This is a genomic window from Microbacterium testaceum StLB037, assembly GCF_900104345.1.
In the GTDB taxonomy this organism is placed as follows: domain Bacteria; phylum Actinomycetota; class Actinomycetes; order Actinomycetales; family Microbacteriaceae; genus Microbacterium; species Microbacterium testaceum_A.
In genome coordinates, this window is the sequence record NZ_FNJN01000001.1 from 574,783 (window position 1) to 590,155 (window position 15,373).

At 70.3% G+C, this 15,373-nt stretch carries 13 protein-coding genes; 8 read left to right on the plus strand and 5 right to left on the minus strand.

Annotated elements, in window-relative coordinates:
* The gene (locus tag BLS25_RS02675) at positions 1–756 is read right to left on the minus strand and encodes a glutamine amidotransferase (protein WP_056227653.1); all 756 of its coding nucleotides are present in this window, start codon (positions 754–756) and stop codon (positions 1–3) included.
* A 68-nt stretch (positions 757–824) separates the two neighbouring features.
* Here BLS25_RS02675 and BLS25_RS02680 point away from each other — a divergent pair, with 68 nt between their 5' ends.
* Both BLS25_RS02680 and BLS25_RS02685 read left to right on the plus strand, forming a co-directional pair.
* Positions 825–1,052, plus strand: a complete 228-nt coding sequence (locus BLS25_RS02680; protein ID WP_056228525.1) for a hypothetical protein — start codon at positions 825–827, stop codon at positions 1,050–1,052.
* The gene (locus BLS25_RS02685) at positions 1,049–1,693 is read left to right on the plus strand and encodes a CYTH domain-containing protein (RefSeq protein ID WP_074694311.1); all 645 of its coding nucleotides are present in this window, start codon (positions 1,049–1,051) and stop codon (positions 1,691–1,693) included. Before BLS25_RS02680 ends, BLS25_RS02685 begins: the two co-directional genes overlap by 4 nt.
* A 59-nt stretch (positions 1,694–1,752) precedes the next feature.
* Here the strand turns inward: BLS25_RS02685 and lpdA are convergent, their stop codons facing one another.
* Both lpdA and BLS25_RS02695 read right to left on the minus strand, forming a co-directional pair.
* The gene (lpdA, locus tag BLS25_RS02690; protein WP_074694312.1) at positions 1,753–3,150 is read right to left on the minus strand and encodes a dihydrolipoyl dehydrogenase; all 1,398 of its coding nucleotides are present in this window, start codon (positions 3,148–3,150) and stop codon (positions 1,753–1,755) included.
* 9 nt (positions 3,151–3,159) lie between these two features.
* Positions 3,160–3,801 carry a copper resistance CopC family protein gene (locus tag BLS25_RS02695; protein WP_074694313.1) on the minus strand — a complete coding sequence of 214 codons (642 nt, stop codon included), beginning with the start codon at positions 3,799–3,801 and terminating at the stop codon, positions 3,160–3,162.
* 295 nt (positions 3,802–4,096) lie between these two features.
* Between BLS25_RS02695 and BLS25_RS02700 the strand changes: the two genes are divergently transcribed.
* From BLS25_RS02700 to BLS25_RS02710, 3 genes are all read left to right on the plus strand, one after another.
* The gene (locus tag BLS25_RS02700; protein WP_056227667.1) at positions 4,097–4,585 is read left to right on the plus strand and encodes an FHA domain-containing protein; all 489 of its coding nucleotides are present in this window, start codon (positions 4,097–4,099) and stop codon (positions 4,583–4,585) included.
* Complete coding sequence (gene ftsR / locus BLS25_RS02705; protein ID WP_074694314.1) at positions 4,585–5,271, plus strand: transcriptional regulator FtsR; 687 nt, start codon at positions 4,585–4,587, stop codon at positions 5,269–5,271. Before BLS25_RS02700 ends, ftsR begins: the two co-directional genes overlap by 1 nt.
* Positions 5,272–5,366: 95 nt before the next feature.
* The gene (locus BLS25_RS02710; protein ID WP_074694315.1) at positions 5,367–5,912 is read left to right on the plus strand and encodes a MerR family transcriptional regulator; all 546 of its coding nucleotides are present in this window, start codon (positions 5,367–5,369) and stop codon (positions 5,910–5,912) included.
* 190 nt (positions 5,913–6,102) lie between these two features.
* Here BLS25_RS02710 and BLS25_RS02715 read toward each other — a convergent pair whose 3' ends face one another.
* Positions 6,103–6,915, minus strand: a complete 813-nt coding sequence (locus BLS25_RS02715) for a ParA family protein (protein WP_056227677.1) — start codon at positions 6,913–6,915, stop codon at positions 6,103–6,105.
* Between the two features lie 68 nt (positions 6,916–6,983).
* Here BLS25_RS02715 and BLS25_RS02720 point away from each other — a divergent pair, with 68 nt between their 5' ends.
* The 3 genes from BLS25_RS02720 to def are packed head-to-tail and all read left to right on the plus strand — an operon-like array spanning position 6,984 to position 13,340.
* Complete coding sequence (locus tag BLS25_RS02720; protein ID WP_074694316.1) at positions 6,984–10,391, plus strand: pyruvate carboxylase; 3,408 nt, start codon at positions 6,984–6,986, stop codon at positions 10,389–10,391.
* Positions 10,392–10,437: 46 nt separating this feature from the next.
* Complete coding sequence (locus BLS25_RS17095) at positions 10,438–12,852, plus strand: MinD/ParA family ATP-binding protein (protein WP_256335513.1); 2,415 nt, start codon at positions 10,438–10,440, stop codon at positions 12,850–12,852.
* The gene (def, locus tag BLS25_RS02730; protein WP_056227684.1) at positions 12,849–13,340 is read left to right on the plus strand and encodes a peptide deformylase; all 492 of its coding nucleotides are present in this window, start codon (positions 12,849–12,851) and stop codon (positions 13,338–13,340) included. The genes BLS25_RS17095 and def overlap by 4 nt, the downstream gene beginning before the upstream one ends.
* A 194-nt stretch (positions 13,341–13,534) precedes the next feature.
* Here the strand turns inward: def and BLS25_RS02735 are convergent, their stop codons facing one another.
* The gene (locus BLS25_RS02735) at positions 13,535–15,361 is read right to left on the minus strand and encodes an AMP-dependent synthetase/ligase (protein ID WP_074694317.1); all 1,827 of its coding nucleotides are present in this window, start codon (positions 15,359–15,361) and stop codon (positions 13,535–13,537) included.
* Positions 15,362–15,373 lie beyond the last annotated feature (12 nt).

Genomic DNA, 15,373 nt, shown 5'->3' on the forward strand with positions numbered 1-15,373 from the left:
TCAGCGCGCGTAGCGTTCGACGAAGGTCCGCAGCAGGCGCGACGGAGCGGTCACGGGCGCGCGGCGCACGGCCTCCAGGGTGAGGTCGAGCTCGTGGGCGGCGAAGTACCCGTACGACGCGTAGGCGTGGATGCGCGTGACGATGCCGTCCAGATCGAGCTCGGGGTGGAACTGCGTCGCGTAGACGTTCTGCTTGAGCCGGAACATCTGCACCGGGCAGGTCGGCGACGACGCGAGCAGGGTCGCGGCGGGCGGCAGCGCGCTGATCGCCTCTTTGTGTCCCACGAACGCGGCGAAGGTCGCGGGCAGCCCCTCGGCGAGGGGGTCGTCGCGCCCGGCGGCGGTGAGAGACACGTCGACCACGCTGATGGGCTCGGCGAAGGTGCCGTCGATGGGCGCACCGAGGTGCGTGCCCAGGGTTCCGACGCCGTAACAGGCCCCGAGGAACGGATGATCGCGTGCCACGACCTCGTCGACGAGCGCCGCCATCTCGTCCTCGACGCGTCGTTGCACGGGCGACTTGCGCTCGACCGGGTCGGAGGCGTTGAAGGGGCTCCCGCCCACCAGGATCCCCGAGACCTCGTCGAGGTCGATCTCGGGCATCGGTTCGCGCTCGAGCCGGACGCGGCGCAGTCGCTCGGGGGGCAGCCCCGTGAATCGCAGGAAGAGCGCGTATTCCTCGTCGGCCGGGAGATCTTCGGCGCGCGTGGCCAGCAGCACGAAGGGGCGGTCACCGGGGAGGTCGGTCGAGGTCACTCCAGCGATTGTAGGTGAGCCCTGTCAAGGTACCGGGCGGTGTCGGCGCCGCGGTCTACGCTGACGTCATGGCTATTGCACGACTGACCGGAGGCCCGCTCGACGGGCAGGTTCTCCCGCTCGAGAACGAGTCCGACGACACGCTGATCATGCCCTACAGCGAGGGCCAGCTCGTCTACCGCCGCGACGGCGGCCTCGAGAACACGGGCGATTCCGACGGCCCCACCCAGGCCGTCTTCGTCTTCTCCGAAGAGACCGAAGACATCAACCCCGACGCCGACGGACGCGACGATTGAGCGGAGACCCGAAGGGGTCGTCGAACGTCGAGGTCGAGTCGAAGTACGACGTCGACGATGAGACGCCCCTGCCCGACTGGTCGGCCCTGCCCGGGGTGACGCGGGTCGGGGACCCCGAACCCCGCGACCTGGACGCGCGCTACCTCGACACCGCCTCGGCCGACCTGGCGCGGGCGGGCGTCGCGGTGCGCCGACGCACGGGCGGCCCCGACGAGGGGTGGCACGTGAAGGGGCCCCTCGAGGCCGGAGGCCGACGCGAGACGCAGTGGCCGCTCGAGGCCGACGGCGATTCCGACGCCGACCCGGTGGTCCCTCCGGCGGTTCAGGATGCCGTCGCCTCGATCGCCGAGCCCCCGTTCACTCCTCTCGCTCGGCTGCGCAACCACCGCACGGCCTACGCGTTGCTCGATGCCGACGGGAACGAGGTCGCCGAGTTCGTCGACGACCGCGTCCGGGCGCGCGACGAGCGACGCGGCGTCGAGTCGGCGTGGCGGGAGTGGGAGGTCGAGCTCGGCCCCGCCGGTCCGTCCGACGACGCCGGGCGCGCGGAGTTCTTCGCCGCGGTCGACGCGGCCGTGTTCGCCGCGGGAGGCCGCCGCGCGGCATCCGGTTCCAAGCTCGCTCGCGCTCTGGGGCACTGAGTCCCCACGAACGAGAAGGCCCGCCCGGGGAACCGGGCGGGCCTTCGTCGATAAGTCGATCAGAGGTTGATCATGTGCCCCGTGAGGCCGTGGAAGGCCTCTTGCAGGCCCTCCGACAGCGTCGGGTGGGTGTGCACGTTGCGCGCGGCCTCGAGAGCGGTGAGGTCCCACTTCTGCGCGAGGGTCAGCTCGGGCAGCAGCTCCGACACGTCGGGGCCGATGAGGTGGCCACCGATGAGCTCGAGCGTCTCGGCGTCGGCGACGAGCTTGACGAAGCCGACGGGCTCGCCGAGGCCGTTCGCCTTGCCGTTGGCCGAGAAGGGGAACTTCGCGACCTTGATGTCGTGACCGGCGTCGCGCGCCTGCTGCTCGGTGAGGCCGAACGAGGCGACCTGCGGGTTGCAGAAGGTGGCGCGGGGCATGTTGCGGTAGTCGCCCAGCGTCTGCGTCTCGGCTCCGGCGATGGTCTCGGCGGCCACGACGCCCTGCGCCTCGGCCACGTGGGCCAGCTGCAGCTTGGCGGTGACGTCGCCGATCGAGTAGATGTGCGGCACGTTGGTGCGCATGTGGTCGTCGATCTCGATGGCGCCGCGCTCGGTGAGCTTCACGCCGGTGTTCTCGAGACCGAAGCCGTCGACCTTGGGGGCGAACCCGATCGACATGAGCACGCGGTCGGCGTCGATCGAGCTCTGCGAGCCGTCCTTCGCCGTGTAGGCGACGGTGACCTTGCCGCCGTGGTCGGTGACCGACTCGACCTTGGTCGAGGTGAGGATGTCGACGCCATAGCCCTTGTACTGCTTCTGGATCTCTTTCGAGACCTCGGCGTCTTCGTTGGGCAGAGCACGGTCGAGGAACTCGATGATCGTGACCTTCACGCCGTAGTTCGTCATGACGTAGGCGAACTCCATGCCGATGGCGCCGGCGCCGACGATCACGATCGACTCGGGGAGCTCGCGGGTGAGGATCTGCTCCTCATAGGTGACGACGTTCTCGGACAGGGTGACGCCGGGGAGGAGGCGCACGGTCGAACCCGTGGCGATGATGACGTTGTCGAAGGTGACCTGCTCCTTGGAGCCGTCGGTCTTGGTCACGTCGATCGTGTGGTCGTCGGCGAAGTAGCCGCGGCCCTCGTACTCGGTGACCTTGTTCTTCTTCATCAGGTAGTGGATGCCCTTGACGTGGCCGGCGGCGACGCTGCGCGAGCGGTCGAACGCCTTGCCGAAGTCGAAGGTGACGTCACCCGAGATGCCGAACAGGTCGGCCTTCGCGTGGAACGTGTGCGCGAGGTCGGCGTTGCGCAGGAGGGCCTTGGAGGGGATGCAGCCCACGTTGAGGCACACACCGCCCCAGTACTTCTCTTCGACGATCGCGACCGACAGTCCGAGCTGTGCGCCGCGGACGGCGGCGACGTACCCGCCGGGACCCGCACCAAGAATGACCAGATCGTAATGAGGCATGGTTCCAGCCTATCGCCCGGCGGTGCCGCCACCGGCGGTCTTGCGACCGCTGCGCGAGGCGAAGACGTAGACCAGGACCCCGGCAACGATCACGAGGAGGACGGCGAGCAGGATCCAGGGCAGAGGAGAGGGCGCGGAGGTGTTCTCGGTCGGCAGAGGAGTGGCGTTCGGGGTCTGCGCCGGGGTCGCGCTCTCGGCGGGCGCGGGACCGGCCGACGCCGTGGGGGTCGCGGTCGCGGAGGGGGTCGCGGCTGCGGCGGGCACCGAGAAGGCGAAGTCGCCGTCGATGGGGTGGCCGTCGCTCGACACGACGCGCCACTTCACGGTGACGGTTCCGGATGCCGATCCCTGCAGCGCCTGCGTCACCTCGGCGCCCGAGACGGTCGGGGCGCCCTCCGTCAGTGAGGCGCCCGACGAATCGGTGACCTCGATCACGGTCGCGCCGGCGTCGGTGAGGATGTCGGCGCTGTACGAGAACGTGATCTGCGCCGGGAGGGCCTCGAGCGTCGCCCCGGCCGCGGGATCGGTCGATACGAGCTCGTCGTGGGCGGCGGCGGGGGAGGCCGGCACGAAGAGCGCGGCGGCGGCCAGCAGGCCGGCGGCGAGGACGGCGGGAAGAAGGCGTCGGCGGGGCGTCACGGAGGAAGTCACCCTTCGACCCTAACGACGGACCGAGCGGTCGGACTGGGAGCGTGCACAGGGGTCGAGCGCGCCTCGACGGGGGTGAGGAACGCGACGGCGCGCCGACAGAGGGTAAAGCGGACTCGACAGGGCCCCGTTCGGGTCGATAGGTTCGAGTGTCTCGTCGGCCGCCTCCGCATCCCCCAAACCGCGGCGTCCCGGTTTCGGCGAATACAGACACATCACGCATCACCGTGACCTGCTCGAAGTCGGTCGACCCCGCCGTTGGCGACCGATCGGTTATGGTGAATATGAAGGAGAAGCCGTGGACGAGACCAGCCGATTCGAGCGAGACGAGATCCGGCGCGCGGCCGACGCCGCCGCAGCCGGGGCGTCGCACGACACGACCCAGACCCACGACGCCGACCTGTCGTTCGTCCCCTTCGGGGCCGACCTCAACGAGGCGGAGCTCGAGGCCATCGACGCCCTCCCCTCGGGAGCGGCTCTGCTGATCGTCCGCTCGGGACCGACGACCGGGGCCCGCTACCTCCTCGACACCGACGTGACCACCGTCGGCCGTCACCCCGAGGCCGACCTCTTCTTCGACGACGTCACTGTCTCGCGTCGTCACGCCGAGATCCTCCGCTCGGGCAGCTCGTTCGAGATCGTCGACCAGCGCTCGCTCAACGGCAGCTACGTCAACGGCGAGCGGGTCGACCGCTCGGCCCTCGTCAACGGCTCCGAGGTGCGCATCGGCAAGTTCCGTCTCAACTTCTTCGGTTCGCCGGCCGACCTGCCCGCGGCTGAGCACTGATGGCGGCAGCCCCCTCCCGTAGTCGACAGACGGCTGCGGGGCTGCTCAGCATCGGGCAGGTGCTCGCGCGCCTGACCCCCGATTTCCCGGCACTCACCTCGAGCAAGCTGCGCTTCCTCGAGGTGCAGGGGATTGTCTCGCCGACGCGCACCGACTCCGGCTACCGCAAGTTCTCGCCGGCCGACCTCGAGCGACTGCGTCTCGCGCTCACGCTGCAGCGCGACCACTACCTTCCGCTCGTCGTCATCCGCGACTACCTCGCCGACCTCGACGCGGGCCGCAACCCGGCTCCGCCGACCGCGATCCCGTCGATGACGAGCGCGCCGCGCCGCTACCGACGCGAAGAGCTCTTGACGGCCGCGGGCGCGCGCCCCCAGTTGTTGAACGACGCGGTCAGCACGGGGGTGGTCAGCGCCGCCGACAGTTATTCCGAGCAGACGGTCACTCTGCTCCGCGCCCTCGTCGCGCTGGACCGGCACGGCATCGAGCCGCGCCACATCCGCTCGCTGCGGCAGAGCGCCGAGCGCGAGGTCTCGCTGGTGGAGTCGGCGCTGTCGGCCCTGCTGCGGCGCCCCGATGCGCCCTCGCGGGCCCGGGCGAGCGAGCTCGCTCCCGAGCTCGCGGCCCGCCTCGACGAGGTGCGGGCGATGTTCGTGCGCGATGCGCTCGAGCGAATCCTGTCCTGATCGCGACACGCCGCGACCCTCGGAGCGGATGTCATTGCCGGGGGACCTCCGCTCATCTAGCGTGGAGGAAACGAACCGATGAGGAGGACGCGAGCATGAACGCTGGCGACGCGCTCGGTGAACCTCGGTTCGCCGCTGATCTCCTCTTCACCGACGGTCTGCCCGAGATGGACGACGACACCGGTTATCGCGGGGCCGTCGCGGCGCGCGCTGCCGGCATCACGTACCGCCAGCTCGACTACTGGGCTCGTACCGAGCTCGTCGTCCCGACGGTCCGCGGGGCGAGCGGTTCGGGCTCGCAGCGTCTCTACGGCTTCCGCGACATCCTCGTCCTCAAGCTCGTGAAGCGTCTTCTCGACACCGGTATCTCGCTGCAGCAGATCCGCACGGCCGTCGACCAGCTCCGGGCCGCGGGCATCCGCGACCTCGCGGGCACCACCCTCATGAGCGACGGGGCCTCCGTGTACCTGTGCACCTCGAACGACGAGGTGATCGACCTCGTCAGCCGTGGCCAGGGCGTCTTCGGTATCGCGGTGGGCAAGGTCCTCCGCGAGGTCGAGTCCACGCTCGTCGACTTCGAGAAGGCCGCGCCCGACGCCGTCGACGAGCTCGCCGCGCGCCGCGCCGCCCGCACCGCCTGAGCTCGCCTCACTCTTTTCGGATCCCGGATGCCATGGCATCCGGGATTCTTCTGCTTTCGCGTGCGGGGTCGCTTCCTGTCGCTTACGGGCGCCCTCGGCGACGGAAAATGACCCCTCACGCGGGTGGGACGGGGAACGAGGACGCCGCCCGGCTGCGCGGCAGCGGGACGGCGTCTGACGAAATCGCGGGTCAGGCCTGCGGGGCCTCGGACTCGACGGGGATCCGGCCGGTGCGCACGATCCGGTCGAGCAGCGCGTCGAAGTCGGCCGCGAGTTCCTGAGCGGAGTCGCCGGGCCACACGTGCAGCGGCTTGGCGGCACCCTGCGCCTGCTGGAGCGAGGTGCGCTCGGGCAGCTGCGGGTTGAGCACGAGCGGACCGAACATGTCGCGCAGCTCTTTGATGCGGAACTGGTGCTCGATCGACTGCGGGCGCACGCGGTTGACCACGACGCCGAGGGGCTGCAGTCGCGGCGACAGACCGCGGCGGATCTCTTCGATCGCGCGCAGGGCGCGGTCGGCCGCGGCGACCGAGAACAGGCCGGGCTCGGTGACGACCACGACGCGGTCGCTCGCGGCCCACGCGGTGCGCGTGAGGGCGTTGAGCGAGGGGGCGCAGTCGATGAGCACGAGGTCGTAGTCGGCCTCGATCGTCGCCAGCGCCTCTTCGAGCTTCCAGACGTCGCGGACGCTCGGGTGCGGTCCGTCGAAGTTGATGGCCGACGGGCTGCCGATGAGCACGTCGATGGTGCCGGGGTGGACCTTGGCCCACCCGCTCGAGGTGATCGCCTGTCGGACGACCTTCTCTTTGGGGTTGGCCAGGACATCGGCGATGTTGAGCCGACCGGCGACCTGGATGTCCATCCCGGTCGACACGTCGGACTGAGGGTCGAGGTCGACGACGAGAGTGCGAACGCCACGTGCGAAGGCTGCGGAAGCCAGCCCGAGTGTCACGGTCGTCTTGCCGACCCCGCCTTTGAGAGAGCTGACGGAGAGTACGTGCACGAGAGTCCACGTTACCGTCCCCTAGGCTGTGAGCACATTCAGCTCCGCCAGCTTGACGTGAGGTGCGCATGTTCTCGAAAATCCTGGTCGCCAATCGCGGCGAGATCGCGATCCGCGCGTTCCGCGCCGCTTACGAGGTCGGAGCCCGCACCGTCGCGGTGTATCCGTACGAGGATCGCGCCTCCCTCCACCGTCTGAAGGCCGATGAGGCGTACCAGATCGGCGAGCGCGGCCACCCCGTGCGCGCCTACCTCGACGTCGACGAGATCATCCGCGTCGCCCGTGAGTGCGGGGCGGATGCCATCTACCCGGGCTACGGCTTCCTCTCCGAGAACCCTGAGCTCGCCGAGAAGGCCGCCGCCCACGGGATCACCTTCATCGGGCCTCCCGCCGACGTGCTCGCCATGGCGGGCAACAAGGTGACGGCGAAGGAGCACGCGATCTCAGCCGGCGTGCCGGTGCTGCGCTCGACGCCCGCGTCCGACGACATCGACGATCTCCTCGCCCAGGCCGACGAGATCGGCTTCCCGGTCTTCGCCAAGGCCGTCGCCGGTGGCGGGGGGCGCGGTATGCGCCGCGTGGAGTCGAAGGGCGAGCTCGCCCCGGCCCTCGCCGAGGCCATGCGCGAGGCGCAGAGCGCGTTCGGCGATCCCCGCATGTTCCTCGAGCAGGCCGTGCAGCGCCCGCGTCACGTCGAGGTGCAGATCCTCGCGGATGCCACGGGCGAGACCGTTCACCTGTTCGAGCGCGACTGCTCGGTGCAGCGCCGCCACCAGAAGGTCATCGAGATCGCGCCGGCGCCGAACCTCGACGATGCCGTACGGCAGGACCTGCACCGCTACGCCGTCGCGTTCGCCCGCTCGATCGGCTACCAAAATGCCGGAACCGTCGAGTTCCTGCTCGAGACCGCGGGGCCGCGAGCGGACGAGGTCGTCTTCATCGAGATGAACCCGCGCATCCAGGTCGAGCACACCGTGACCGAGGAGGTCACCGACGTCGACCTCGTGCAGTCGCAGATGCGCATCGCCGCGGGGGCGACCCTCGCCGAGCTGCACCTGCAGCAGGACGACATCCACCTGCGGGGCGCGGCGTTGCAGTGCCGTATCACGACCGAGGACCCCACGCAGGGCTTCCGCCCCGACACCGGCAAGATCACCACGTACCGCTCGCCCGGTGGCGCCGGCATCCGCCTCGACGGCGGCACGACCGCCGCGGGCTCGCAGGTGAGCCCGCACTTCGACTCGATGCTGTCGAAACTGTCGTGCCGTGGCCGTGACTTCGAGGCCGCCGTGTCCCGCGCCCGCCGCGCCCTCGCAGAGTTCCGCATCCGCGGGGTCTCGACGAACATCCCGTTCCTGCAGGCCGTGCTCGACGACCCCGCCTTCGTCGCGGGCGACCTCAGCACCTCGTTCATCGACGAGCGCCCTGAGCTGCTGAAGGGCCGCGAGTCCAAGGACCGCGGCACGAAGATCCTCTCGTGGCTCGTGGACACCACGGTCAACCGCCCGAACGGCGAGAACCCGCTGTCGATCGACCCGTCGGCCAAGCTCCCGACCCTCGACCTGGCGGCCCCGGCCCCCGCGGGCTCGCGCCAGCGTCTGCAGCAGCTCGGTCCCGCCGGCTTCGCGAAGGCCCTGCGCGAGCAGACCGCCCTCGCCGTCACCGAGACCACGTTCCGCGACGCGCACCAGTCGCTGCTCGCCACGCGCGTGCGCACCCGCGACCTCGCGCGCGTGGCCCCCTACGTGGCCCGGCTGACGCCCGGGTTGCTGTCGGTCGAAGCCTGGGGCGGGGCGACCTACGACGTCGCGCTGCGCTTCCTCGGCGAAGACCCGTGGGAGCGTCTCGACGCCCTCCGCGAGGCGCTGCCGAACGTCGCGATCCAGATGCTGCTGCGCGGCCGCAACACCGTCGGCTACACCCCGTACCCCACGGAGGTCACCGATGCGTTCGTGGCCGAGGCCGCGGCATCCGGTGTCGACATCTTCCGCATCTTCGACGCCCTCAACGACGTCTCGCAGATGCGGCCGGCGATCGACGCGGTTTTGGCGACCGGCACCGCGGTGGCCGAAGTCGCCCTCTGCTACACGGGGGATCTGCTGGATCCCGCCGAAGACCTGTACACGCTCGACTACTACCTGGGTCTGGCCGAGCAGATCGTCGACGCGGGAGCCCACATCCTCGCGATCAAGGATATGGCGGGTCTGCTGCGCCCGGCCGCCGCGGCGAAGCTCGTGACGGCGCTGCGCGAGCGCTTCGACCTGCCGGTGCACGTCCACACCCACGACACCGCGGGCGGGCAGCTCGCGACGCTGCTGGCCGCCTCGGCGGCGGGGGCGGATGCCGTGGACGCGGCCTCGGCGCCGATGGCCGGCACCACGAGCCAGCCGTCGCTGTCGGCGCTCGTCGCCGCGCTCGCGCACACCGAACGCGACACGGGCCTCGACCTCGGGGCCGTCAGCGACCTGGAGCCCTACTGGGAGGCCGTGCGTCACCTGTATCGGCCGTTCGAGTCGGGTCTCGCCGGACCCACCGGGCGCGTCTACCGTCACGAGATCCCCGGCGGACAGCTGTCGAACCTGCGCCAACAGGCGATCGCGCTGGGCCTGGCCGACGACTTCGAGCTCATCGAGGACATGTACGCCGCCGCCGACCGCATCCTCGGCCGGGTGCCCAAGGTCACGCCCTCGTCGAAGGTGGTGGGCGACCTCGCCCTGCACCTCGCCGCGGTCAAGGCCGATCCGGCCGACTTCGAGCAGAACCCCGAGAAGTACGACGTGCCGGACTCGGTGGTGTCGTTCATGGCGGGGGAGCTGGGTGATCTTCCGGGCGGTTGGCCGGAGCCCTTCCGCTCGAAGGTCCTCGCCGGCCGGGATGCCAAGACGGGCACGACCCCGCTCACCGACGACGACACGGCGGCACTGGCGGGGGAGTCCGCCGAGCGGCGCTCCCGCTTGAACCGTCTGCTGTTCCCAGGGCCGACGCGCACTTTCGAGCAGACCCGTGAGACGTACGGCGACCTGAGCGTGCTCTCCACGGCCGACTACCTTTACGGGCTGCAGTCGGGCGGCGAACACACCGTCGAGATCGAGCGCGGCGTGCAGCTGTTCGTCGGCCTCGAGGCGGTCGGCGAGGCCGACGACAAGGGCATGCGCACGGTCATGACGACCTTGAACGGACAGTTGCGCCCGGTGTTCGTCCGCGACCGCTCCATCGACGTCGAGGCGCGTCAGGCCGAGAAGGCCGACACCTCGAAGCCGGGCCAGATGGCGGCGCCGTTCTCGGGCGTCGTGACGATGAAGGCGTCGCCGGGCGACCGCGTCTCCGCCGGTCAGGCGGTCGCCTCGATCGAGGCGATGAAGATGGAGGCGGCGATCACCGCACCCGTCGACGGAGTGGTCGAGCGTGTCGCGATCGGTACCACACAACAGGTCGAAGCAGGAGATCTTTTGCTGGTAATCCGCCAAGCGCAGTAACCTGGGAGGGGGCGCTTTCGCGCCCTCTTCCCGTTTGGAGACTGCAGTGACCCCCGACCGCACCGACGCGAACCCCGACGAGAACGCCGAGCACGGCGTGCTCGACGAGATCGGGAATCTCGACACGGCCAGCATCACGATCCTCGGTGGACACATCGCGCAGGTCAACGTCGACCTTCCCGTGGCCACCGACGACGACGACCTCGACGACGACGTGATCGAAGACGAGATCCCCCTCGACGAGGCCGACCTCGCCGCTCTCGACGCCCCGCGCGTCCCCTCCGCCGCGTCCGCCGACGACCGCCGCGACGAGATCGTCCACGACCCGCACGTCGAGCAGCTCGAGACGGGCGAGATCATCCTCGAGCCGCACGATGCGGCCGACGAGACGGACTCGTCCGCGGACGACGAGGTGCACGACGCCGAGATCGTCGTCGAGTCGTCGCACGATCTCGACGAGCAGGAGACTCCGGATGCCGGGCACCCGACCGCCGGAGAAGGCTTCGGCGATGACGGCTTCGGCGACGACGAGGGCTCGAACGCGGGGGAGGAGGCCGAGGAGATCCCGGCCGACGACGCCGCCCTCTCGGAGGGCGATGGTCCCGTCGAGCACGATGCCGAGGAGACCGACGGAGCCGCCGCCTCGAACGAAGGCGACGTCGACGCCGACGATGTGCTGGCGGATGCCGACCCGGCTGAGGCCGACCCTGTCGAGGTCGATTCCGCGGCGGATGACGACGCTGACGCCGATCACCCCGATGCTGACGCGACGCAGGCCGCTCAGCGGGCCGACGATCTCGCCGACGCCGAGGTCGTCGACGACGTCGAGCTGTTCGAGGCCGATGCCGCCGAGCCCACCGACGCCGACCTCGCCGATTCGTCGCTCGATGACGATGAGCCCCTGGTGGATGACTACGCCGTCGACGCCGCGTCCGCACCGCTGACGCACGCGCCGTGGGTTCCCGCCGCCGTTGAAGAGCCCGAGCAGGGCGACGAGGCGGTACAGGCAGCGGACGACGTCGAGGCGGACGACGCCTCGCCCGACGATGCCGTTTCCGCTCCCGCTGATCGAGAAGACACCGACGTCGCGGGCTCCGACGACGCCGACGCCCCGGCTTCGAACACGGACGACGAACAGCGTGAAGAGGTCGAGGCCATGGCAGAGGCGCCCGAGTCCTCCCGACCGCCGGTGGACGCCCCCGGCGCACCGGAGTCCGCCGCCTCGCGGCCGCCCGCATCGACTGCCCCCGAGGCCGAGGTCGACGCCCCTGCCCCGGCGTCGCCCGTCAGCGCCGACACCGCGTCGGTGCCGACCACGCGCGCCGAGCGCGCCGCGACGGGCGTCATCGGGACGATCCCGCTCACGCGCCGCAGCGCCCACCAGGCCGACGACGCCGCCCGAGCCGCCGACGAAGCCGCGCGCGTCGACCGCGCGCACGCGCTCGAGCGCGTGCGCACCCCCGCCCCCGAGGTCACGCTCACCTCGAAGCGCATCGGCCAGATCGACGACGCGCGCGAGAGCTCCGACCTGCTCACGGCCGACCGTCTGCTCGACCCCCGCCAGATCGCCCGCCCCGAGCCCGAGGGCCTCTGGCAGCAGCTGGTCTACTCGGTCTCGCGCCACCGCATCAACCTCGGCGACGGTCGGCGCGCACGACAGCGCAAGGACCTCGACCGGCGCATCTCCGCCCCCCTCTCGGGTGGGGCCCGGTTCGTGCCGGTGCTGTCCCGCAAGGGCGGGGTGGGAAAGACGACGGTCACCTCGTTGCTGGGCATGGCTCTGGCCGATGCCCGCGACGACCGCGTCATCGCCGTCGACGCCAACCCCGACCGCGGTACGCTCGCCGATCGCGTGGGTCGTCCCAACGGGCGCACCGTCCGCGACCTCGTCCGCTCCCACGACGAGATGTCCGGGTACAACGACGTCTCGTCGATCGTGGCCCGGGATGCCACCCGCCTCGACGTCCTGGCATCCGATTCCGACCCGCGGGTGTCCGAGGCCTTCAGCGACGACGACTACCGTCAGGTCGCCGACGTCGCGGCGCACTACTACTCCATCGTCCTCACCGACACGGGCACGGGCATCGTGCACTCGGTCATGGGGGCGACACTCGAGCTCGCCGACACCCTGGTCATCGTCGCGGGACTGTCGGTCGACGAGGCGCGCCTCGCGTCCGAGACGCTGACGTGGCTCGAGACGAACGGCTACTCCGCCCGTGTGCGCGACGCGGTCGTGGTGCTGAACAACTCGCGGCCGGGCACGCCGCTCGTGCGCGAGAGCGAGCTCGAGGCGCACTTCCGCTCGCGGGTGCGCACCGTGATCCGCATGCCCTACGACGCGCGTATCGCCGCGGGCAGCGCGATCACCTTCCGTGAGCTCCAGCCCTCGACCCGGCAGGCGGCTCGCGAACTCGCCGCCGCGGTCGTAGAAGGCCTTCGCACCCCGGCGGCCGCCGCGTGACCGTCCGCCCGATCCGTTTGTTCGGAGACCCCGTCCTGCGCGCGACGAGCGCCCCCATCGAGCAGATCGACGACGGCATCCGCGCCCTCGTGCAGGATCTGATCGACACGGTCGAGCTGCCCGGTCGCGCCGGGGTCGCTGCCCCTCAGATCGGCGTGGGCCTGCGTGCCTTCAGCTACAACATCGACGGTGACATCGGGTACGTCCTCAACCCGGTGCTGGTCGAGACGCGCGGTGAGCCGGAGCCCGTGGGCGAGGGGTGCCTCTCGGTGCCCGGCCTGTGGCACGACGCGCTGCGCTACCCGTGGGCCAAGGTCGTCGGCATCGACCTCGACGGTGAAGAGGTCGTGCTCGAGGGCGAGGGGCTGCTCGCCCAGGCGCTCCAGCACGAGACCGACCACCTCGACGGCATGCTGTACCTCTCGCGCCTGCCCGCCGAGACGCGTCGCGAGGCGATGCGCCAGGTCCGCGAGAGCGACTGGTTCTGACCTGATCTCTGCAGAGGGGCCCGGATGCCGGCATCCGGGCCTTTCGTCTGTGCGCCCTTGGTCACGAGAACAGGACGGGGCGACGAGGACAGGTCGATTCGCTGCGGATCGTCCTGTCCCCGTCGCATCTGCTGTTCTCGCGACGCGAAACGGCCCGGCCCCGCGAGGGGACCGGGCCGTCATCGTCGCTCGTGTCAGGGAAGCGACACGTTGGTCGTGTTGACGGGCACCGCGTAGATGTCCTCGATCGCGTCGGCGAAGTCCGCCACGATCACGTTGCGCTTGATGCTCATCTTCGGGGTGAGGTGGCCGCTGGCCTCGGTCCACTCGGTCGGCAGGATCGTGAACTTGCGGATGGACTCCGCGCGCGAGACCCGCGTGTTCGCACGGTCGATCGCGCCCTGCACCTCGGCCCGCACCTTCTCGTTCTCGGCCGCCTCGGCGAGCGACATGTCGGCGGGCAGTCCGTTGTTGGCCAGCCACGTCGGCAGCATCTCGGAGTCGAGGGTGACGAGAGCCGCGATGAACGGCTTGTGGTCGCCCACCACGACGACCTGACCGACGATCGGGTTGGCGCGAATCGGGTCCTCGAGGGCCGCGGGGGCGACGTTCTTGCCGCCCGCGGTCACGATGATCTCCTTCTTGCGTCCGGTGATCGCGAGGAAGCCGTCGCTGTCGAAAGCGCCGATGTCGCCGGTCTTGAACCACTCGCCGTCGAACGCCTCGGCGGTGGCCTCGGGGTTCTGCCAGTACTCGCGGAACACGTTGATGCCGCGCACCTGGATCTCGCCGTCATCCGCGAGACGGATGCCGACACCCGGGAGAACCGGACCGACCGTGCCGATCTTCGACTTCGTCGCGAGGTTGACCGTGGCCGGGGCCGTGGTCTCGGTGAGGCCGTAGCCCTCGAGGATCACGACGCCGAGGCTGCGGAAGAAGTGACCCAGGCGGGGGCCGAGAGGGGCCGATCCCGACACTGCGTAGACGATGTTCCCGCCCATGGCATCCCGGAGTTTGGAGTACACCAGCTTCTCGAACAGGGCGAACTTGATCTTCAGCAGCAGCGGGATCGACTTTCCGTCCTGCAGGCGCTGCGAGTGCTCGATCGCGGCGTCGGCGGCGGCGCGGAAGATCTTGCCCTTGCCGCCGGCCTCGGCCTTCTGCTCGGCCGAGTTGTAGACCTTCTCGAAGACGCGGGGAACCGCGAGCAGGAAGGTGGGGCGGAAGCTCCCGAGCGCGGGAAGGAGCTGCTTCGTGTCGGGCTGGTGGCCCGTCTTCACGCCCGCGTGGACGTTGAGCAGCGAGATGAAGCGCGCGAACACGTGCGCCGTGGTGATGAAGAGCAGGGTGGAGGCGCCCGGGGTCTCGACCACCTCGTGCAGCGACTTGGCGGAGTTGCGGGCCAGCTCGACGAAGTTGCTGTGGACGAGGACGCAGCCCTTCGGGCGACCCGTCGAGCCCGAGGTGTAGATGAGCGTCGCGATGTCGGAGGCCTTGGCGAGATGACGGCGACGCTCGATCTCTTCGTCGGTGATGTGCGTGCCGTTGGCGACGAGGGTGTCGAGGGCGCCGGAGTGCATCGCCCAGACCTCGCGGACGAGGGGGAGGTCGCTGCGGACCTCGTCGAGACGCTCGCCGTGCTCCGGCGATTCCACGACCACGGCGATTGCGCCGGAGTCCGAGAGGATCCACGAGATCTGCGAGGCCGAGCTCGTCTCGTACACCGGGACCATGACCGCGCCGGCGTAGAAGAGGGCGAAGTCCACCAGGGTCCAGTCGTAGGTGGTGCGGGCGATGAACCCGACCTTCTCGCCGGGCTGGATGCCGGCCGCGACGAAGCCCTTCGCGAGGGCGATGACCTGCTTCTCGAACTCGGCGGCGGTGATGTCGCGCCACCCGTCGCGGTCGGGCACCGCGAACAGCGGACGGTCGGGGGTGGCGCGGACGCGGTCGGCGAGCAGGTCCGACGCGTTCGCGTCGGGGTCTGCGGGGACGAGGGCGGGTTGATCGAACTGGATCACGGCAACTCCTTT